17 protein-coding genes are annotated in these 18,599 nt (G+C 68.3%); 5 read left to right on the top strand and 12 right to left on the bottom strand.

What is annotated here, in order from left to right:
* Positions 1-7: 7 nt before the first annotated feature.
* The 7 genes from ACQP2T_RS20610 to ACQP2T_RS20640 all read right to left on the bottom strand — a co-directional run bounded on the left by ACQP2T_RS20610 (position 8) and on the right by ACQP2T_RS20640 (position 10,500).
* The gene (locus ACQP2T_RS20610; RefSeq protein WP_433517732.1) at positions 8-1,723 is read right to left on the bottom strand and encodes an acyclic terpene utilization AtuA family protein; all 1,716 of its coding nucleotides are present in this window, start codon (positions 1,721-1,723) and stop codon (positions 8-10) included.
* Positions 1,720-2,502: an enoyl-CoA hydratase-related protein gene (locus ACQP2T_RS20615; RefSeq protein ID WP_433517733.1), complete on the bottom strand. Its 783-nt coding sequence runs from the start codon at positions 2,500-2,502 to the stop codon at positions 1,720-1,722. The genes ACQP2T_RS20610 and ACQP2T_RS20615 overlap by 4 nt, the downstream gene beginning before the upstream one ends.
* Positions 2,499-4,352 carry a biotin carboxylase N-terminal domain-containing protein gene (locus tag ACQP2T_RS20620; RefSeq protein WP_433517734.1) on the bottom strand — a complete coding sequence of 618 codons (1,854 nt, stop codon included), beginning with the start codon at positions 4,350-4,352 and terminating at the stop codon, positions 2,499-2,501. Before ACQP2T_RS20620 ends, ACQP2T_RS20615 begins: the two co-directional genes overlap by 4 nt.
* Complete coding sequence (locus ACQP2T_RS20625; protein WP_433519804.1) at positions 4,349-5,881, bottom strand: acyl-CoA carboxylase subunit beta; 1,533 nt, start codon at positions 5,879-5,881, stop codon at positions 4,349-4,351. Before ACQP2T_RS20625 ends, ACQP2T_RS20620 begins: the two co-directional genes overlap by 4 nt.
* Before the next feature lie 53 nt (positions 5,882-5,934).
* On the bottom strand, positions 5,935-6,567 hold the full coding sequence (locus ACQP2T_RS20630) for a TetR/AcrR family transcriptional regulator (RefSeq protein WP_357951022.1): 633 nt from the start codon (positions 6,565-6,567) through the stop codon (positions 5,935-5,937).
* Between the two features lie 86 nt (positions 6,568-6,653).
* Positions 6,654-8,966 carry a serine/threonine protein kinase gene (locus tag ACQP2T_RS20635; RefSeq protein WP_433517735.1) on the bottom strand — a complete coding sequence of 771 codons (2,313 nt, stop codon included), beginning with the start codon at positions 8,964-8,966 and terminating at the stop codon, positions 6,654-6,656.
* 172 nt (positions 8,967-9,138) lie between these two features.
* Complete coding sequence (locus ACQP2T_RS20640; RefSeq protein ID WP_433517736.1) at positions 9,139-10,500, bottom strand: FAD-binding oxidoreductase; 1,362 nt, start codon at positions 10,498-10,500, stop codon at positions 9,139-9,141.
* A gap of 112 nt (positions 10,501-10,612) precedes the next feature.
* Here ACQP2T_RS20640 and ACQP2T_RS20645 point away from each other — a divergent pair, with 112 nt between their 5' ends.
* Entirely contained in the window at positions 10,613-11,128 is a 516-nt protein-coding gene (locus ACQP2T_RS20645) for a hypothetical protein (protein WP_433517737.1), read from the top strand.
* Positions 11,129-11,241: 113 nt separating this feature from the next.
* Here the strand turns inward: ACQP2T_RS20645 and ACQP2T_RS20650 are convergent, their stop codons facing one another.
* Together ACQP2T_RS20650 and ACQP2T_RS20655 are read right to left on the bottom strand one after the other, a co-directional pair.
* Positions 11,242-12,447: an aminotransferase class I/II-fold pyridoxal phosphate-dependent enzyme gene (locus ACQP2T_RS20650; RefSeq protein ID WP_433517738.1), complete on the bottom strand. Its 1,206-nt coding sequence runs from the start codon at positions 12,445-12,447 to the stop codon at positions 11,242-11,244.
* Between the two features lie 131 nt (positions 12,448-12,578).
* On the bottom strand, positions 12,579-13,397 hold the full coding sequence (locus tag ACQP2T_RS20655) for a hypothetical protein (RefSeq protein WP_433517739.1): 819 nt from the start codon (positions 13,395-13,397) through the stop codon (positions 12,579-12,581).
* A 214-nt stretch (positions 13,398-13,611) separates the two neighbouring features.
* Here ACQP2T_RS20655 and ACQP2T_RS20660 point away from each other — a divergent pair, with 214 nt between their 5' ends.
* Entirely contained in the window at positions 13,612-13,824 is a 213-nt protein-coding gene (locus ACQP2T_RS20660) for a Hint domain-containing homing endonuclease (protein ID WP_433517740.1), read from the top strand.
* A 178-nt stretch (positions 13,825-14,002) separates the two neighbouring features.
* Positions 14,003-14,554: a hypothetical protein gene (locus tag ACQP2T_RS20665; protein WP_433517741.1), complete on the top strand. Its 552-nt coding sequence runs from the start codon at positions 14,003-14,005 to the stop codon at positions 14,552-14,554.
* Here the strand turns inward: ACQP2T_RS20665 and ACQP2T_RS20670 are convergent.
* Positions 14,538-15,461 carry a hypothetical protein gene (locus ACQP2T_RS20670; RefSeq protein WP_433517742.1) on the bottom strand — a complete coding sequence of 308 codons (924 nt, stop codon included), beginning with the start codon at positions 15,459-15,461 and terminating at the stop codon, positions 14,538-14,540. The two genes, ACQP2T_RS20665 and ACQP2T_RS20670, sit on opposite strands and share 17 nt — an antisense overlap.
* A 336-nt stretch (positions 15,462-15,797) precedes the next feature.
* Between ACQP2T_RS20670 and ACQP2T_RS20675 the strand changes: the two genes are divergently transcribed.
* Both ACQP2T_RS20675 and ACQP2T_RS20680 read left to right on the top strand, forming a co-directional pair.
* Positions 15,798-16,064 (top strand): hypothetical protein, encoded by a 267-nt coding sequence (locus ACQP2T_RS20675; protein ID WP_433517743.1) that lies wholly within the window; start codon positions 15,798-15,800, stop codon positions 16,062-16,064.
* 141 nt (positions 16,065-16,205) lie between these two features.
* Positions 16,206-16,523 (top strand): helix-turn-helix domain-containing protein, encoded by a 318-nt coding sequence (locus ACQP2T_RS20680; protein ID WP_433517744.1) that lies wholly within the window; start codon positions 16,206-16,208, stop codon positions 16,521-16,523.
* 124 nt (positions 16,524-16,647) lie between these two features.
* On the opposite strand, the gene ACQP2T_RS20685 is transcribed toward ACQP2T_RS20680, so the two are convergent.
* Both ACQP2T_RS20685 and ACQP2T_RS20690 read right to left on the bottom strand, forming a co-directional pair.
* Positions 16,648-17,181 (bottom strand): NUDIX domain-containing protein, encoded by a 534-nt coding sequence (locus ACQP2T_RS20685; protein WP_433517745.1) that lies wholly within the window; start codon positions 17,179-17,181, stop codon positions 16,648-16,650.
* A complete protein-coding gene (locus ACQP2T_RS20690; RefSeq protein ID WP_433517746.1) occupies positions 17,168-18,445 on the bottom strand; it encodes a helix-turn-helix domain-containing protein in 1,278 nt (425 codons plus the stop codon). The genes ACQP2T_RS20685 and ACQP2T_RS20690 overlap by 14 nt, the downstream gene beginning before the upstream one ends.
* Between the last annotated feature and the right edge of the window lie 154 nt (positions 18,446-18,599).

The raw sequence follows: 18,599 nt of genomic DNA on the forward strand, positions 1-18,599 counted from the left end.
AATAAGACTACGGACTGTGATCGGGCAAGTGGATTCCGCTTTCGGCCAGCAGCATCTCCGGCACGTCGACCGGCTGGGCGCGTAGCTGCTCGCCCAGCGCCTTGGCCTGGGGATCCATGCGAGGACTGGCCGCCACGCCCCTGCCCAGCAGGCCGTGGACGACGAAGTTGAGCGCGTGGAGGTTCGGCAGCTCGTAGCGGGTGATCCGGTGGGCCGCCAGGCCGGGGAGGAGCTCCTTCAGGCGGTCCGTCGTCAGGTAGGCCGCCAGCCAGTCGTACCGCTCCACCGTGTCGACCCAGACGCCGAGGTTGGCGTTGCCGCCCTTGTCGCCCGAGCGGGCACCCGCCAGACGGCCCAGCGGGAGGCGGACGGTGGGCTGGTCTGTCGAAAGCCGCGACGGGGGACGCCGTACAACGTCCGGCGCCGAGTCGGCCGCTGCCGAGACGTCCACAGGCACAGGGACCTCCTCGCCGTCCAGGAAGACCCGGGCCCGCACCTCCGCGGCCGGTATCAGCACCGGCCAATACACTCCGTACGGCGAAGCGTTGCCCGGCGGCGCGAGACCGTAGAAGCCGGGGTAACTGGCCAGCCCCGTCTCCACCACGGCCGAGGAGAAGGCGCGTCCGGCCCGGCGCTGGTCGGCGTCCATGACCGTGATCCGCAGCAGCCCCCCGTCCGCGAGCGTGACGTCCACGTCGTCGAACGACTCCTTCGGCACCCTGGCCCAGAGAGTCTCCTCCGCCAGGCGGGCCTTGGCCTCGATGTCCAGGCCCGTCAGGACCAGCGTCATCGTGTTGCGGTATCCGGCCAGGTAGTTGACCGCGACCTTGAGCGTGCCGGGCGGCGGCTCACCGCGTACGCCGGAGACGCGCACCCGGTCGGGGCCGTCGTCCGACAGCGTGATGGTGTCGAAGCGGGCCACCACGTCGGGCCCGAGGTAGCGGGGGCCGGCGATCTCGTAGACGAGCTGGGCCGTCACCGTGCCGATCGAGACCAGGCCGCCCGTCCCCGGGTGCTTGGTGATCACGGAGGAGCCGTCGGCGTGCAGCTCGGCGATGGGGAAGCCGCAGTGCGCCAGATCCGGTACGTCCTGGAAGAACGCGTAGTTGCCGCCCGTGGCCTGGCAGCCGCATTCGATGATGTGGCCCGCGACCACCGAGCCCGCCAGAGGGTCGAGCTCGTCAGGCTGCCAGCCGTACCGCCAGATGCCAGGGCCCGTCACCAGGGCGGCGTCCGTGACGCGGCCGGTCACCACGACGTCGGCACCCGCCGACAGGGCCGTCGCGATCGGGCGGCCGCCCAGGTAGGCGTTGGCGGTCAGGGGCGTCGCGGTGAGCTTCTCGCCGGTGTCGGCGTTGGTCAGGTCCAGGTCGCGGCCGGTGAGGTCGTCGCCGGTGACGTGGGCGACCTTGGGGGAGAGGCCGAGGCGGGCGGCGAGCTCGTGTACGGCGGCGGCGCACCCGGCCGGGTCCAGCCCGCCGGCGTTGGTCACGATCTTTATGCCGTTGTCGAGGCAGGTGCCGAGAACCTCTTCGAGCTGCGTCAGGAACGTCGGCGCGTAGCCGGGGCGGCCCTTGAGGCGGTTGCCGGCCAGGATGAGCATCGTCAGCTCCGCCAGCCAGTCGCCCGTGAGCACGTCGATCGGCCCGCCCTCGACCATCTCCCGCGCGGCCGACAGCCGGTCACCGTAGAAGCCGCTGCAGTTGGCGATGCGCAGTGTCATGAAGAGGGAACCCATTTGGCGGGGCGCTTGCCCATGAAGGCCGCGATGCCCTCCTGACCCTCCTCGGAGGTGAAGCGCTGGGCGGACAGCGCGGTCATCTGCCGCAGCCCCTCCTCGAACGCCACCTGCGGCAGCTCCCTGACCAGCCGTTTCGTGATGGCCAGCGCCTCGGGGCCGCCCTTGAGCAGCATCCCGGCGTAGTGCCGCACGGTCGCGTCGAGCTCCTCGGCGGGTACGGCCCGCGTCAGCAGCCCGATCTCCACGGCCCTGGCCGCGTCGAACACCTCGCCGGTCAGGAAGTATTCGGCCGCAGCTCGGGGGTCGAGCCTGCGCAGGACCGGTACGGCGATCATCGCGGGCACGACGCCGAGCCGTACCTCCGTGAACGCGAAGGAGGCCGTCACCGGCGCGATGGCGAAGTCGCACGCGGCCACCAGGCCGAGCCCGCCCGCGCGGGCCGTGCCGTTCAGCTGGCAGATGATCGGCTTCGGGCTCTCCCAGATCAGCGAGAGGATCTCCGGGAACGACGCCGTCACCGGCGCGTCACCGACCCCGGAAGCGGGCTCGACGCGCTGCTCCTTCAGGTCGGCGCCAGAGCAGAACACCGGGCCCGCGCCGGTCAGCACGATCACCCGGACGTCCGGTTCGGTCAGCGCCCAGTTCAGCCGGCGTTCCAGGTCGCCGAGCAGCCGTACGGACAGCGCGTTCCTGTTGGCCGGCGAGTCCAGCGTGATCGTCGCGATGCCGCCGGCCAGCTCCTTGTGGACCAGGCTCGTCATGAGTCCCCTTCCCGGATGATCGCCAGCACGGCGCCCGCCTCGACCTGCTGCCCCTTCTCGACGTGTACGCCGGAGACGACGCCCTCGGCGGGCGCGGCGATCTGATGCTCCATCTTCATCGCCTCCAGCACCAGCACCGCCTGGCCCTTCGCCACGCGGTCACCCGGCTCGACCTCGACCCGCAGCACGCTACCCGGCATGGGGGCCAAGAGTGAGCCCGGCGCGACCTGCTCGACGGGCTCGGGCAGCCGTGGCGCGGGCGTCAGCTCGACGGAACCGCTGGGGGAGTCGACGCAGACCTTCCCGTCGTAGTGGGCGATGTCGAAGGTGTGCCGTACGCCGCCGCGTTCCAGGACGATGCTGGACGGGTCCGCATGGACCAGCTCGATGCCGTCGGGAAGCGGCTCGTAGACGACCTCGGCCTCGTCGAAGACGACGCGCGAGGGCTGTGACCGGACGTTGCGCCAGCCGGAGGGCAGGCTGCGCAGGACCGGCGCGGCGGCCCGGTTGGCGGCGGCCTGCGCCAGGGCGGCGGCCAGCACGGCCAGCTCATCGAGGCGCCCCGGCTCCTGCTGGTGCTCGTCGAGGAAGCCGGTGTGCGTGTCTCCGGCCATGAAATCCCGATTTGTCAGGACGCTCACCAGCAGATCAAGGTTGGTGGTGAGCCCGTGGATTCGAGCGCGTCGCAGCGCCGTGGTCAGTTTCCGTACAGCCTCATCCCGGGACGAGCCATGAGCGATCACTTTGGCGAGCATCGCGTCGTAATGAGCGGAGACGACCGATCCGGCCTCCACCCCTGAATCAACCCGTACGTCCCCAGGCACCTCGAACCGCCGCAAGACCCCGGTCTGCGGAAGATAGTCCCCGTCCTCCGCGTACAGCCGCACTTCGACCGCATGCCCCTGAGGCGGCGGCGGGGAGTCCGGCAGCGCCAGCCCTTCGGCCACCTCGATCTGCAGCCGCACCAGGTCCACCCCGTAGACCAGCTCGGTGACCGGATGTTCGACCTGGAGCCGGGTGTTCATCTCCAGGAAGGCCACCTGATCGCCCTTGACCAGGAACTCCACGGTCCCGGCGCCGACGTATCCGATGGCCTTGGCCGCCCTGACCGCCGCCGCGCAGAGCTCGTCCCTGACCCGCTGGGTGATGCCGGGCGAGGGGCATTCCTCCACGACCTTCTGGTGCCGGCGCTGGATGCTGCACTCCCGCTCGCCGAGCGCCCAAACGGTGCCGTGCCGGTCGGCCAGGATCTGTACCTCTACGTGCCTGGCCCCTTCGAGCAGTGGCTCGACGAACACGGTCCCGTCGCCGAACGCCGACTCGGACTCGCGCCGCGCCGACGCGATCTCCCGCTCCAGCTCGGCGGGGTCGCGCACCACCCGCATACCCCGCCCGCCACCACCGGCGGACGCCTTCACCAGCACGGGGAAGGCCGTGACCGCCGCCGTCAGCGATGGCAGCACCGGCACTCCAGCGTCGCCCATCAGCCGCTTGGCCTCGATCTTCGACCCCATGGCCGCGATCGACTCCGGCGACGGCCCCACCCACACCAGCCCGGCATCCAGCACAGCCTGGGCGAAGTTCGCGTTCTCCGACAGGAACCCATATCCCGGATGCACGGCGTCGGCACCCGCCGCCTGGCAGGCCGCCATGATCCGGTCGATGTCCAGATAGGTCTCCGCGGGTTTGGCGCCGGGCAGCCGTACCGCGTAGTCGGCCTCGGCCACGTGCGGCGCTCCGGCGTCGGCGTCGGAGAAGACGGCCACGGTCTCGATGCCGAGCGAGCGGCAGGTACGGAAGACGCGCCGGGCGATCTCGCCCCGGTTCGCGACCAGCAGACGAGTGATCACGGCCGGAACACCCCGAATCCCGCCGCCTCTGGCACCGCGGCACTGTTGATCGCCGACAGGCACAGCCCCAGCACGGTCCTGGTGTCGCGCGGGTCGATCACCCCGTCGTCATAGAGCCGCCCCGACAGGAAGAACGGCAGTGACTCCGCCTCGATCTGCGCCTCCACCATCGCCCGCATGGCCGCGTCGCCCTCCTCGTCGTACACCTGACCACGTGCCTCGGCCGACGCCCGCCCGACGATCGACAGCACCCCGGCGAGCTGTGCGGGCCCCATCACCGCCGACTTCGCGCTCGGCCACGCGAACAGGAACCGCGGATCGTAGGCCCGGCCGCACATCCCGTAGTTTCCGGCGCCGTAGGAGGCGCCCATCACCACGGTGAGGTGCGGCACCGTCGAGTTGGACACCGCGTTGATCATCATCGCGCCGTGCTTGATGATGCCGCCCTGCTCGTAGTCCTTGCCGACCATGTAACCGGTCGTGTTCTGGAGGAACAGCAACGGAGTGCGCGACTGGTTCGCGAGCTGGATGAACTGGGTCGCCTTCTGCGATTCCTCACTGAACAGCACGCCACGCGCGTTGGCCAGGATCCCGACCGGATAGCCGTGCAGCCGCGCCCACCCCGTCACCAGCGAGGCCCCGTACAGCGGCTTGAACTCCTCGAACTCGCTGCCGTCCACGATCCGCGCGATCACCTCGCGCGGATCGAAGGGCACCTTCAGGTCCTGCGGCACGATCCCGAGCAGCTCTTCAGCCGGATACAGCGGATCTTGTACGGCCTGAGGCCGCGTGCCGAGCTTGCGCCAGGCGAGCGACCGGACGATCTGCCGCCCGATCCGCAGCGCGTCGTGCTCGTCGAGGGCCAGGTAGTCGGCCAGGCCGCTGGTGCGCGCGTGCATGTCGGCCCCGCCGAGCGACTCGTCGTCGGACTCCTCGCCGGTCGCCATCTTGACCAGCGGCGGCCCGCCGAGGAACACCTTGGCCCGCTCCCTCACCATCACCACGTAGTCGCTCATTCCGGGCACGTAGGCGCCGCCGGCCGTGGAGTTGCCGAACACGAGCGCGATCGTCGGGATCCCCGCCGCCGACATTCGCGTCAGGTCACGAAATATCCGCCCGCCCGGGATGAAGATCTCCTTCTGCGTCGGCAGGTCCGCGCCACCGCTCTCCACCAGATTGACGTACGGCAGGCGGTTCTGGAGCGCGATGTCGGCGGATCTGAGCGACTTCTTGAGCGTCCACGGGTTCGACGCGCCGCCCCTGACCGTGGGATCGTTCGCGGTGATCACGCACTCGACGCCCTCGATCACCCCGATCCCGGTGACCATGCTGGCGCCCACCGGGAACTCGCTGCCCCACGCGGCCAGCGGCGACAGCTCCAGAAAGGGGGAATCGGGATCGATGAGCAGCTCGATCCGCTCGCGGGCCAGCAGCTTGCCCCGTTTCCGGTGCCGCTCCACGTATTTGTCGCCGCCGCCCGCGACCGCCTTGGCCTGCTCGGCGTCGAGCTCTTCCAGCTTGCCCAGCATCGCCGCGCGCCGCTCCCGATGGTCGGCGCCGCTGGGATCGAGCCTGCTCCGGATCACACGCCCTCCTGTTGCCAACTTGACGCCGATGTCAACCCGATGGCCCTGGCCCAGAGCTTGGTGAGCAGCTCCACGGCCGTCCGCTCGTCGGCCCGCTCGCCCAGGTCAAGCCAGACGTGGGCGAAGTGCTCCACCATCCCGCCCAGCATGACGGCCGTCAGCCGGGGATCGAGGGCCGGGTCGGCCAGCCCCTGCTCCTGCAGCCGCCGCAGCCCCTCGGCGCCGCGCCGGACGAACACCTCGCGCAGCTCCAGCAGCAGGCCACGCAGGCCCTCCTCGGCGGTGGCGGCCTGTTCGAGCATCCTGACCAGCCGTGAGTTGGCCGCCCAGGCCCGCAGGTAGAGCCGGTTGGCCGCCTCGATGCGCGCGTACGGGTCGCCGGGAACGCCGGGACCCACGACGCTCGCCGTGAACATCTCCCCGACCACCGCCGCCGCCACCTCGCGGAACAGGGCTTCCTTGGCGTCGAAGTAGGTGTAGAAGGTGCCGTGGGAGACGCCGGCGCGGGCGCACACGTCGTCGATGCGCACCGCCTCGTAGCCGTGCTCGTCGAACGCCTCCCGGCCCGCCCGTACGAGTGCGTCCCTCGTACGCCGTCCTCGGGCGGTCAGCTCGGACTTGACGATCACGTCAACTAGGGTAACCCGCTTGTCCGGCACGCGAAAAGCCCTCCACGACGATCCTTTCCGTCGTGGAGGGCTTGGGTTCCGCTGTCTCAGGTGCAGTGGCTCCAGCCGGACTTCCAGGACGCGGTGCCCCAGGAGCCGCCCCAGATCACGCACTTCTTGACGGCCGCCACCCGCACCGGGCCCGCGTAGGCGGTGAACTTGCCCGGGTTGCTGCCGCTGCCGCCGTTCTTTACCTGGAGGGTGGCGTTCATCGAGACCTTGCCGGGATACACCAGCTTGGACATGGTCACGACGCAGTTCTTGCCGTTGCCGTACAGCAGGTAGATCGTCGCATTGCTGCCCAGCGTGTGGCTGTCGATCACCTTGAAGCCGGAGCCGCACACCGCCGTGGCGCTGAAGGTGTTCGGCTTGGGACTGGCGGTCGGCTTCACCGTCGGCTTCGTCGTGGGCTTCACGGTCGGCTTCGTCGTGGGCTTGGAGGTCGGCTGGGGGTTCGGGTCGTCCGTGTCGTCCACGGTGGGCGAGGTCTTGGGGTCGGGATCCGGGTCCACCATGTTGGTGGGCTTGGCCTTGGTCTTGGTGGCCTTGGGCTCCGACTCCGGCTGGTGCGTCGTCGGCTTCGACGTCTGCGGGACCGTGGGGACGGTGACCGGGACCTGGCTGCTCGGGTCCTGGATCACCTGCTCCTTGGTCTTGGTCTTGGTGGGCTCGGGCTGCTCCACGCTCGGGACCGGCTGCGAGACGACCGGGCTGTCCTCCGTCAGGGGCGGCTCGACGGGCTGTCCGCCCCCGGAGCCGTCGGTGGGGGTGGCCTCGGAGGTGTTGCCGACGGCGACCACCTTCTGGACGTCGCCGCTGTTGGCCTGCACGATCACCGCGCCGCCCACGACCAGCAGGGCCGCGGCGGCGGCGCCGGTCAGGGCGAAGGTGAGGGTACGGCGCTGCTTCGCCGACCCGGCGTCAGCCGCCTGCGGCCGCTGCCCCGGCCCGTTCGTGCCGGGCCCACGACCGCCAGGGCCGTTAGGGCCGCCGGGGCCATACGCCGGGCCGCCTGCGCCGAAGCCCGGAGCACCGCTCTGCCCCGGTACGCCGCCCATAGGCTGCCCGGGAGCGCCGCTCTGTCCTGGTACGCCCATCGGCTGTCCCGGAGCGCCGCCCATGGGCCGGCCGGGAGCGCCCGCCCCCTGAGCCATGGGGCCCTGCTGCTGCGTCGGACCGCCGGGTCCTCCCTGGCCGCCGACGGGCATCCCGGGGGCGGCCGACGCGTTGCCGTGCGGCATGTTCTGGCCGCTCGGGGGGTTGCCCTGGGGTGTCCCGGCCGCTGCGGCCATGGGAGCCGGGGCGCCGCTCTTGGTCGCGCCGGGAAGGCCGAAGTGACCGGTCTGACCGGTCTGGCCGGTCGGACCCGTCTGGGAGGCGGCGCTGGGCCGCATCCAGGGGCCGGGGTAGGAGTCCTGCGGGTTCGCGCCCGGCTGTGGCCCCGTACCCGCCGGGGCGCCCATGACGGCGCCCGTCTGAATGTCAGGCTGAGGACCGTTGCCCTGGCGGTTCGGGCCCGTGATCAGCGGGTCCACGGACGCGGGCGGTGCCGGCTGCCCCGTGAGGTGCACGATCAGCTGGTCCGCGCTGGGCCGCTGGGACGGGTCCTTGGACAGGCACGCCGCCACCAGTTGTCCCAGCGCCCCCTCCATCCCGCCGAGCTCCGGCTCCTCGTTCAGGATCCGGTTCATCACCACGGGAATCGAGTCGGCGCCGAAGGCGGGCTTGCCCGTCGCCGCGAACACCATCGTGACGCCCCAGGCGAACACGTCCGCCGCCTCGGACACGGCCGCCCCGCTGAGCTGCTCGGGCGCCAGGTATGACGGCGTCCCCATGGCCATGCCCGTGGCCGTCGCCCCGGGGGAGTCCAACGCTCGGGCGATGCCGAAGTCGATCACGACGGGGCCCTCGGGCCCCATGAGGACGTTCGCGGGCTTGAAGTCGCGGTGCAGGATCCCGGCCCGGTGGATGGCCGCCAGCGCGGTCGCCGTACTGATCGCGAGCCGCTCCAGCGCCGCTCCCCGGCGCGGGCCCTCGTTGATCACCAACTGCCGGAGGGACGGCCCCGGTACGTACTCGCTCACGATGTACGGCCGGCTGCCCTCAAGGTCGGCGTGCAGCACCGGAGCCGTACAGAACCTGGCCACCCGCTGCGCCACCGCGACCTCGCGCAGGAACCTGCTCCTGGCGTCAGCGTCGGCCACCAGCGCGTTGTGCAGCAGCTTTACCGCCGCCTGCTCGCCGGTGTCACTCTGGCCGAGGTACACAATTCCCTGGCCGCCCTCACCGAGCCGGGCGACGAGGTCGTAGGCCCCCAGCCGCCGCGGGTCGTCCGCCGCCAGCGGCTGGTGCTGATTCACGCCGTACCCCCAAGACCACGTATAACAAATCGTCAGATGGTGCGAAACGCTACCAGCGTGACCCTTGGGGCGTTGCCCGGACCCATCAGATGTTTCATCTTTTGACGCCAGATGTCAGCGTTTCGGAGCAGGTCGTGCCCCCTTGGCCGGGCTAGGTCACGGCTTGGTGAACTCAGATCGCCTTGCCCGGGTTGAGCAGGCCAAGCGGGTCGAAGACGGCCTTGATGCCCTGCTGCATCTCCTGCGCCACCGGTCCGAACTCCAGGCCGAGCCAGCGCCGCTTGAGGACGCCGACACCGTGCTCGCCGGTGAGCGTGCCGCCGAGCCGCAGAGCGTGCTTGAACACCTCGTCCGCCGCGGCCCACACCTCGGGGGGCGGCTCGGTCATACCACGCTCGAAGATGAAGACCGGGTGAATGTTTCCGTCACCGGCGTGCGCGGCCGTACAGATCTTCACGCCATGCCGTACGGCGGCCGCCTCGATCGCCATGATCATGTCAGGCAGCGCGGAACGCGGCACGCACACGTCCTCCACCAGGCACGCGCCAAGACGCTCCTTGGCGTCGTAGGCCATTCTGCGCAGCCCGATCAGCTCCTCGGTCTCCTGCGGGCTGGAGGAGACCGCCACGAACGACGCGCCGTTGTCGACGCACAGTCGCTCCATGCGCTTGACGACCGACTCGCTGTCCGACGCGTCGGACTGGCCGATCAGCATGGCGATCGTGCTCGTTTCCAGGCCGATGTTGCGGTAGTCGTCGATGGCCTCCAGCGTCGCCCGGTCGAGCAGCTCCATCAGCGACGGCTGGCACCCGGCGGCCATGATCGCCGACACGGCCGCACCCGCGTCGCGCAGCGAGCCGAACTCCGCCGCGAACGTGGCCGGCGGCTTGTCCGGTGCCCTGCGCAGCCGTACCGTCGCCGAGGTGATCACGCCGAGCGTGCCTTCCGAGCCGACGAACAGGCCGGTCAGGTCGTACCCGGTGACGCCCTTCATCGTGCGTCGGCCCGTCTCGAGGACCCGGCCGTCGGCCAGCACCACCTCCAGACCGAGCGCGGAGTCGCGGGTCACGCCGTACTTCACACACCGCAGCCCGCCCGCGTTGGTGGCCAGGTTGCCGCCGATCGTGGAGATCTCGTACGACGACGGGTCGGGCGCGTACATCAGCCCATGCTCCCTGGCCGCCCGGTCGAGGTCGGCGGTGATCACCCCGGGCTCGACCACGGCGATCTCGTCGGCGGGGGAGAGCTCCTTGATCGCCGTCATCCTGGCCACGGAGAGGATCACCGATCCGTCACCGGCGGTGGCGGCGCCGGCCAGCCCCGTACCCCCGCCGCGCGGCACCACCGGGACCCGGTGCTCGGTCGCCCACTTGAGCGTCGTCACCACGTCGTCACGCGACGTGGCGAGCACCGCGGCCAGCGGCTTGCCGGGCTCCAGGAACGTACGGTCGCGGGCATAGGAGTCGATGACATCGGGGTCGGTCAGGACGCGGCCCTCAGGAAGGGCGTTCACCAAGGCATCAATGGGTCTCACATGGGAAACTCTACGGTTTGCGCCGACCGCGGCTAAAGGCCAGACTGCCCAGGTGGAAGTCACGTGTCCGGTATGCAGCCGATCTGACCAGGTATCCGCAGTCCCTGGAGTGGTGGCGGCGGGCACCACGTACCGGATCGGCCGCGCCCGGATGGCCGCCACGCGCGACATCGTCGATCTGCCGACGGCGGCCCAGCTGGGCGCCTCGAAACACCTCATGAGCCGTACGCAGCTGGCGGTCTGGCTGTCGTTCCCCAGCCGCCACTACACGGCGTGGACCAGGAACCAGGGCTACATCCTGCTCGGCGTCGCCGCCCTGGTCCACCTCGTGACCGCGCTGGTGATCGCGATGGGCAAGGACGCGAACTGGACCGAGGTGCTGCTCGCGCCGTTCTGCCTGACCGGGTTGTTCTGGGGGTTCGGGCTGCTGTTCGTGCTGGGGTCGTACGGGGCCCGCAAGCGGGACACGGCGGAGGCGCCGGCCCGGGTGCAGGCGCTCACCGTGTGGGAGAGGTTGTGTTACTGCCCGCGGGACAACGTGGTGTTCGAGCCCGGGGTCGGGGTGTCGTTCCACCCCAGTGAGACCCGCGAGTACATCTTCGGCTTCCGCCGCACCCGCACCGCTTGACCCGCACTTCCGGTACGGCGGGTCGGTCGTACCGGAAGCCGTGAGCGCGTCAGGCGCGCGGGCTGAGTCGAAACCCTGGGATCAGGCGCGCAGGCTCAGTTAGAGCTGTTGGATCAGGCGCGCTCTTCGGCTACTGCGCGGACGCAGATGGCGAGACCGGTGATGGCCTGCTCCAGCTCCTCGAGATCCGGATAGGTAGGTGCGATCCGGATCGTCCGGTCGTCGGGGTCCTGGCCGTAGGGGTGCGTGGCCCCAGCCGGAGTCAATGCGATCCCGGCCGCCTTGGCCCTGGCCACGACCTCACCGGCATGCGACACCTCGAGGCTGATGAAGTAGCCGCCCTGCGGGCTCGTCCAGGTGCCGAGGTCGCCGAGCTCCTTGGCCAGCACCCGGTCGACCAGCTCGAACTTGGGCCATACCAGCTCGGCGTGCTTGCGCATGTGCGCGGCGACCCCGTCGGCGTCCTTCAGGAACTCGACGTGCCGGAGCTGGTTGAGCTTGTCGGGCCCGATGGACTGCTTGGCGGTGTTGGCCAGGAACCACTTCACGTTCGCGGGCGAGGACCCGAAGAACGACACGCCACTGCCCGCCAACGTCACCTTGGACGTGGACCCGAACACGAAGGCCCGGTCGGCGTTGCCGTACTCGGTGCACAGGGCCAGAAGGTCGGCCAGCTCGGCGTGGGTGTCGGTGAGGTGGTGAACCGCATAGGCGTTGTCCCAGAAAATCCTGAAATCAGCCGCCGCCGTGGACATGGCCGCCAGCCGCCGCACGGTCTCGTCGCTGTAGGTGACGCCGGACGGGTTGCTGTACTTCGGCACACACCAGATGCCCTTGACACTCGCGTCCTCGGCGACCAGCCGCTCGACGACGTCCATGTCGGGCCCTTCGCCGTTCATCGGCACGGGCACCATCTTGATCCCGAACCGCTCACAGATCGTGAAATGCCGGTCATACCCCGGCACCGGGCACAGGAACGTGACCTCCGGCTCCTCCACCCACCGCCGCTCAGCCCCGGGCACCTTGGTGAGCAGCGCGTGCACGATCGTGTCGTGCATCACGGCGAGACTGGAGTTGCCACCGACGACCAACTGCTCGGCGGGCACCTGCAGCAGCGGCCCGAACAGCTCCCGCAGCTCGCTGAGCCCCTGGAGGTTGCCGTAGTTACGCCCGTCGGTGCCGTCGGCGGCCTTGTAGGACGTGGGCAGTTTGAGCAGGTCGTTGGCGAGATCCAGCTGTCGCGGCGACGGCTTTCCCCGGGTCAGGTCGAGCGAAAGGCCACGCTGGACGAGTTCGGCGTAGTCGCGCTGAGCGTTCACTGGATCTACTCCTCCGATCGGGTCGGATACGAAGGATAGAAGACGCACGGCCCCGAGCAGGAATCGGTCCGCCATGTGGATGGCCGGCCGGGCAGGGAAGTCCACGCATCTGGCCGTGACCTGGCCGGCGGCTATTGGAGGGTCAGCCGGTAGCCGTGGTCGCTGGATCGGGGGCAGAGGAAGATGACAAGGGCTACGTAGCGGCCAATCTCGAGCGTGGTGGGCTCGTGGGCCTCCTTGTATTCAGGTGTCCCCCATTCAAGATGGCGTTCTTCTACGGGACGCCATCGCGGCTCGCTGGCGATGTCCCATTCGCTACTGTCCAGTTTGAGGAACGGCTGGGTCTTCGTTCCGCAGACGTTGCATGGCAACTCGTACATGTCGGTGAGGTTCCAGGATATCCATCCGCCGATCTTGCAGCCCGGCGCGATGGACAGGAGGTTGCCGTAGATGAGGCCGGCCTCGTCGTCCCATTCGTCCAGGCCCCTCTGGAGCTGCTCCGGGAGCTCATCGCTTTCAGGATATTCGGTGATCCGCTCGGGATGCAGCACACAGGGGCGCGGCAGAAAGCACTCTTCACTGAGCTCAGCCGCCGGAGCCCCAGGTGGGCTATCCGGGGTGGCATAGTGCCGCATGGGCAGCTCATCCATAACGTCTATGACATCTGAGGTGCGGCGCCAGACCAGCAGCGGGAATGGTGCCGCGGTGTCCTCCAAGAGGTGGCTATTGGGACACCACAGCACTTGCAGCAGATCAGCGCCCTCGGGAAAAGGGATTTCGGGGAAGTCCCGTGCGTAGAACTGCGCAACACCCACCATGGGCACAGGGCTCTCAGGGGTGCGGTCCTGTATCCCGGACTCTCTGTCATACACCGTGACCGTACGATCGCACGCCGGCCACGGCTCCGCCGACGGCCACATCAGCGGTCCGCCGATGTGGCTGTCATGCATGCTCGGCTTTCCGGGCCGTGGATGGAGACGGACGGCTGTCCTTCCGTACGCGCTCAGCTCGGGAAACGGCTCGGTGATGTTGACCGGAGGGCTCGAACTGGTGCGTGCCATAGCCATGAAGCCTAGGGCTACGGCACCCGTAGTGAGAGAAGACGGGAATTGACGGGCCTGGCTACGACGCATAGGGCTTGATCGGGTCGTTGACACTCGGAAGGTGACCGACACCGGCGGTGTCGCCGCAGTCGAGCCCACCCAGACGGACCCGGACTCCGACGGCACGCCACCAACGGCGCCCATCTTTGACTGCGACCCAGGCAACAGCTTCGTCCCCGGCACCAAGGTCCTCATGGCCGACGGCAGCGCCAAGCCGATCGAAGGTGTCAAGATCGGTGACCAGGTCGTAGCCGCCGACCCGGTGACCGGCTAGATGATTTGCGTAAGGGCGGAAAGACGCTAGTTCGCCAAGGGCCTAATCCCGCGGATATTCGATACGGTAATCCACAATGGCCAAACAAGCGTAAAGATGCTAAAGATTGCTCTACATGTCAAGGGCGGATCAACGAAAGTAAGTTTCCCGATAATGTTTCAGCTCAAGAGAATGGTCCATGGGGGTGCTGGTGGAGTGGGACTGGTCACGGTTGAGCACATTGACTGGGGATGCAAAAATGATACCCAGATTGATCGATGAGATCTTTTCCGAGCGGCCCCAGGAGCGCAGTTCGGCTCACGGTAGTCTGTATTGCGAAGTGGTGAATCAAGGCAGCCTGTACTCTGCTGCCGCAGGAGTTGCGGACGTTATCCTTGCCGAGCTCGAAAGAAGGGGAGATCTTTCGGCTGAAGCGTGGTACTTGCTCGATGCAATGTTCAGAGGAACATCGCATGGTCGTACAGTATTCATGGACGGGGGCGAGTTGAAAATTGATGACTATTGCCGCATTAGAATAATGGGGATGCTTCCGCTTATTGAAGATGCTGCGACGGGTGCTATGGGAGAAGAATTTCAAGGTATTGTTTTTCTGTTGGGAGGGATGGCGGAATTTTGTCCGGCTGTGTCTGAAATCCTTGAGCGTGAAATTGCCGCTTCTACTGGAGAGCGAAAAATCATCGCAGAAGGCGGCTTGAGCGAGGCCCTTGAGCTTATTAATGAGTCTTCCTGACCAAATAACCTTTTCTCGGCATGCCGAATTCGGATAGTAGGAGTTGTCGGGCCACAGACGGGGCTGGCCTGAGCCTGAATCCACGAGGTGGTTTGGTCTGATCATTTCCCGGTCCGATTTCTCGATGAGGGCCGGATTTGCAGGTGAGGGCGCTTGTTTTGAGCAGGGGGCGGCCGTCGCCGAGTTCCAGTTCGGCCATGCCGCGCTGCATGAGGAACCAGCCCTCGCCGTAGAAGTACATCCAGGGCGGCTCGTCGTCGGGGTGTTCGGCCGCGGTTCTGATGAGTTCTTCGGCTTCGGCGAGTCTGGTGCGTGCCTGGTTGGCCTCACCCATCTGGGCGTGCCCCCTGCCGGCCATTTGGGCGGCCATGCCTCGCACGCCGTGCGTTGTCCGGCCGTCCTGCCAGCGGGAGGCCTCGGCGAGGCGTACGCAGCGGTGTGCGTCGCCGAGGCTCCATGCCTGGTGGGCGCGCATGTTCAGGGTGGTTGAAGCGAGGCAGGCGTCTCCGGCTTCGACAGCCCAGGCGTGGGAGCGGTCGTACCAGGCCAGCGCGGCGGGATGGTCACGGGAGTCCTGGCACATCCAAGCGATGAACTGGGCGTACTGGGCGAGGACGGCGACCGCCCGATCAGCCGGCGGCCCCTTGGCGCCCCTCGCGAGGTCTGCCACGGTGGACAGCTGAGCGTGGACGAGTGGTAGCAGCGGACGGCTACCGATGGTGTCCTCGGCACGGCGGTGTTCGGCCAGGCAGTGTTCCAGCCATTGCACGGTTTCCAGATCGACCCGTGGCGGGTTCTTGATAGCGCGGGTTATGCGCTCGTACAGGTCAGGGTCGGGCGTCAGTGACGGAAGGGCGAGTGCGGGGACCGGTTTGAGGACGGTGCCGAACAACTGATCTTCCGTCACGCCGAACGCAGTGCAGTAGAGCTTGGTGTAGAAGGCGTCGGGCCGGTGCTCGCCGGTTTCGTGGCCGCGAATGCGCCGGATCAGGTTCGCCGGATCAGGTTCGCCGGCTCGGGGAGCGGTTTGGCAGAGGCTTTGATCAGCTGCTGGGCCAGTTCTCGCTGCGACCAGCCTCGGGTGGTACGGGCGGCCAGCAGCCGGGTGGCCCAGACAGGAACCGCCGGGACGTGATCGTCATCCAGCGCACCTCCAGAGACGGGCGGACATGGGGGCGGACATCCGGCTGCGCCTCCTAGTGTCCTCTTCTGGCGTGCTACCACGCACGGCTCTGATGTATTCATGCACTTCGACACCGATGCCTTCTTCTCATGGATGGCCATCGACCACTCCGGCCAGGGAGCGTGCGGCATCACCGCTGAGTCCGAACGGGCTGCCGCACTGCTGACCGAAGCGCTCGACTTGTTGGCTCCTGGTGCCACAGGGACGGTCCGGCTGGTGCGTCTCGACCGCTACGCGCGGCAACCCTCCTACATCTACGGCAGGACCCTGCTGCGCTTGCGCAGCATCAAGGCCAGCCCGCCGACCGTGATCGCCGCTGGCGATTAAGGCGGGACGGAGCCAGATCGCGAGAATACGAGAGGATGCCGAAGTCAGGCGCGCCAAGCTCGCTCAGAACGTCTGCGAGGCCGAACACGGTCCAGCACACGAGGAGTTCAGAGAGCAATGAGCCACAGCCGTTGGAAGATCTTGCGCGAACGCAAGCTCGCCGCAGGTTTCACCGAGTCGGAGGACGTGGCCGAGGCTCGTCGCGAGATCCGGCTGTCCATGGCCCTGGCGAAGGCGGTGTACGACCGGCGCACCGAACTCGGGCTCACTCAGGCTGAATTGGCCGACCGCGCAGGCCTCACCCAGGCGAAAGTCTCCCGGATCGAAGGCTCTGACACCGTCCCCACACTGCCGCTTCTAGCCAAGTTGGCCGAGGCCCTTGACGCCACCCTTAACATCGCCCTCGACAACGACGACACCCAGGTGAGCTTCACTGGACACCGCACCAACGCGGCCTGAGCAGTCCAAGCACTCCGGGCTGTGCTTCGAGGGGGTATCACCCTGGTGACAAGCTCAGCAGCGCGCCCCGATTAGCTCTTATGACCCGCAAACGCCCCGGTGGGGGCCAAGTGCCGGGGCTGAGCTATGGGCTGGGGCGGCCATTGTGGAGATAGGCAACGGTGCCGGTGTCGGCGGCGGTGATAGCGGCGGACAGGCGGGCCCACACGTAAGGGCGGAGCCGTTTCTGTGCTTGGTCGGAGGTGCAGAACTCGAACGCCGCCAGTTCGGCGTCGGTGATGCGCAGCGCGGTGATTTCATCGGCTGTGAGGGTTCCGGCGTCGAAAACGAACGTCAATAGGTCGTCCCACGGGCCGTGCGGGGCTACCCAGTCCACACACACCAGCGCCATGCGTTCGGGGAGTTGGAGGTTGAGTTCTTCGGCGAGTTCGCGGCGTAGCGCGTCCATGGGTGGTTCGTTGGCTTCAGCCATGCCGCCGGGAGTGTCCCAGTCCGGTTTATAGGTGGGGTCGACCAGCAGGACGCGGCCGTCGTGGTCGCGGATCAGCGCATCAGCCGCTACCCGTTTACGGGCCTGACGGGCGTTGCCTTCGGCGAGCTGCGCGTGCCACGCGGCGGGGTCACGTTCATACAGCGGCCGGAGGTCAGGATCGGTCATGGTGGCATGCCTTTGGTGTGTCAGGCCGGGGGTTGCTGTCGGTGAGCCATTGATACCACCAGACGCGCTGTCGCAATGCCTCCGCCAGAGACTCAACAACGGCGCGCGCGATAGGTGCGGTGTGGGGTTTAAGGAGGGCGCGGAGCTCACGAAATTGCTGAATGACCAGGTATGAGCCGAGCGCCTGGGTGGAGTGGATCACGTCGGTGGCGACAGCGCACGCCCGCTCCAACTCCCCCTGTCCGATAAGGGCGCTGGCTAGGGTGAGATTCCCGAATGCGCGGGAGCGGATACGACCGGCAGAGCGTAGCTCTAGGACGCGCTCGGCGTGACGTTGCGCTGCGGGGAGGTCGCCGAGCTGCCGCATGCAGCGGGCGGCGTCACAAGCCAGCGCTCCCTGATCGAAGGAGGACACCCACGGCGATGGGGCTTCATCGTGGGTGCCTTGCAGGGCTGCCTCAGCGTCGTGCAGCAGCGCCCGCGCCTCCCGCGCTTGGCCGAGGGTGGCATGGCATCGGGCCTGTGTGGCCAACAATTTCGCCTGGAGTTCGGGGTTATGTGGGCCGGTGGCCAATGCCCGCGCGGCCGCCTGAGCCACGCTGATCGCCTCATCGGGGCGGGCCTGGTGGTGGGCCAGGTGCGCGACGCTGTTCAGCACGTGAACGCCGAGATGCCGGTCTCGCCCGATCGTAGACAGATCCCAGGCCCGGTGAAAGTGCCGCCGGGCGTCCTCATCACGCCCGGCCTCGTGTGCCATCCACCCCGCCATTTCGGTGAGCGCGGCGGCTGAGGTGAACACCGCCACACCATCAGCGCCACCCGCCCCGCCGAACAGCCGGGGGCCCACCTGGTCACGCAGGTACGCCGTGACGGTGCCATACAGGTACGCGCCCCCGATTTGGGCGTCCATGACCCGCCATCCCCGCATAGTCGCCGTGTCATCACCGGCTGGCCCCTCGCCAGGCGGTACCTCCACCACCACGGCCGGAGCCGGAATGGGGACGTGCCGCGCCGGGCAGGGGGCGCGCTGCTCCGGAACCTGAAACCACAGCAGCTCGGTCGGGATATCGAGCAGCCGCGCCCACTGAGTCAGCTTGCCCAAATCGACCATGGCGGGGCCGTTCTCGATCCGGGAGAGCTGGGGCTGGGTGATGCCCACCCACGCCGCCACGGTTTCCTGTCGGAGCGGGCGGCCGTGGTGCTGGTGGGTCCGGTAGGCCGCGATCACCCGTCCCATATGCCACCGGCCCAGCGCCGCCCGCATGTTGGGGTGATTCCAGAACTCCGGCGGAACCCGCTGCGGCCCATCGGGTACATCGGCGGTGCCGCGCGTGCCGGTCGTGCATGCCGCGCACCGGCCGCTGGTGTTGTCCCGAGCAAGCCTTGTCGTGCCACATGCGCGACAGTGTCGAGCGTTC

The sequence above is a fragment of the Nonomuraea sp. CA-143628 genome, from assembly GCF_050942315.1.
Lineage (GTDB): Bacteria > Actinomycetota > Actinomycetes > Streptosporangiales > Streptosporangiaceae > Nonomuraea.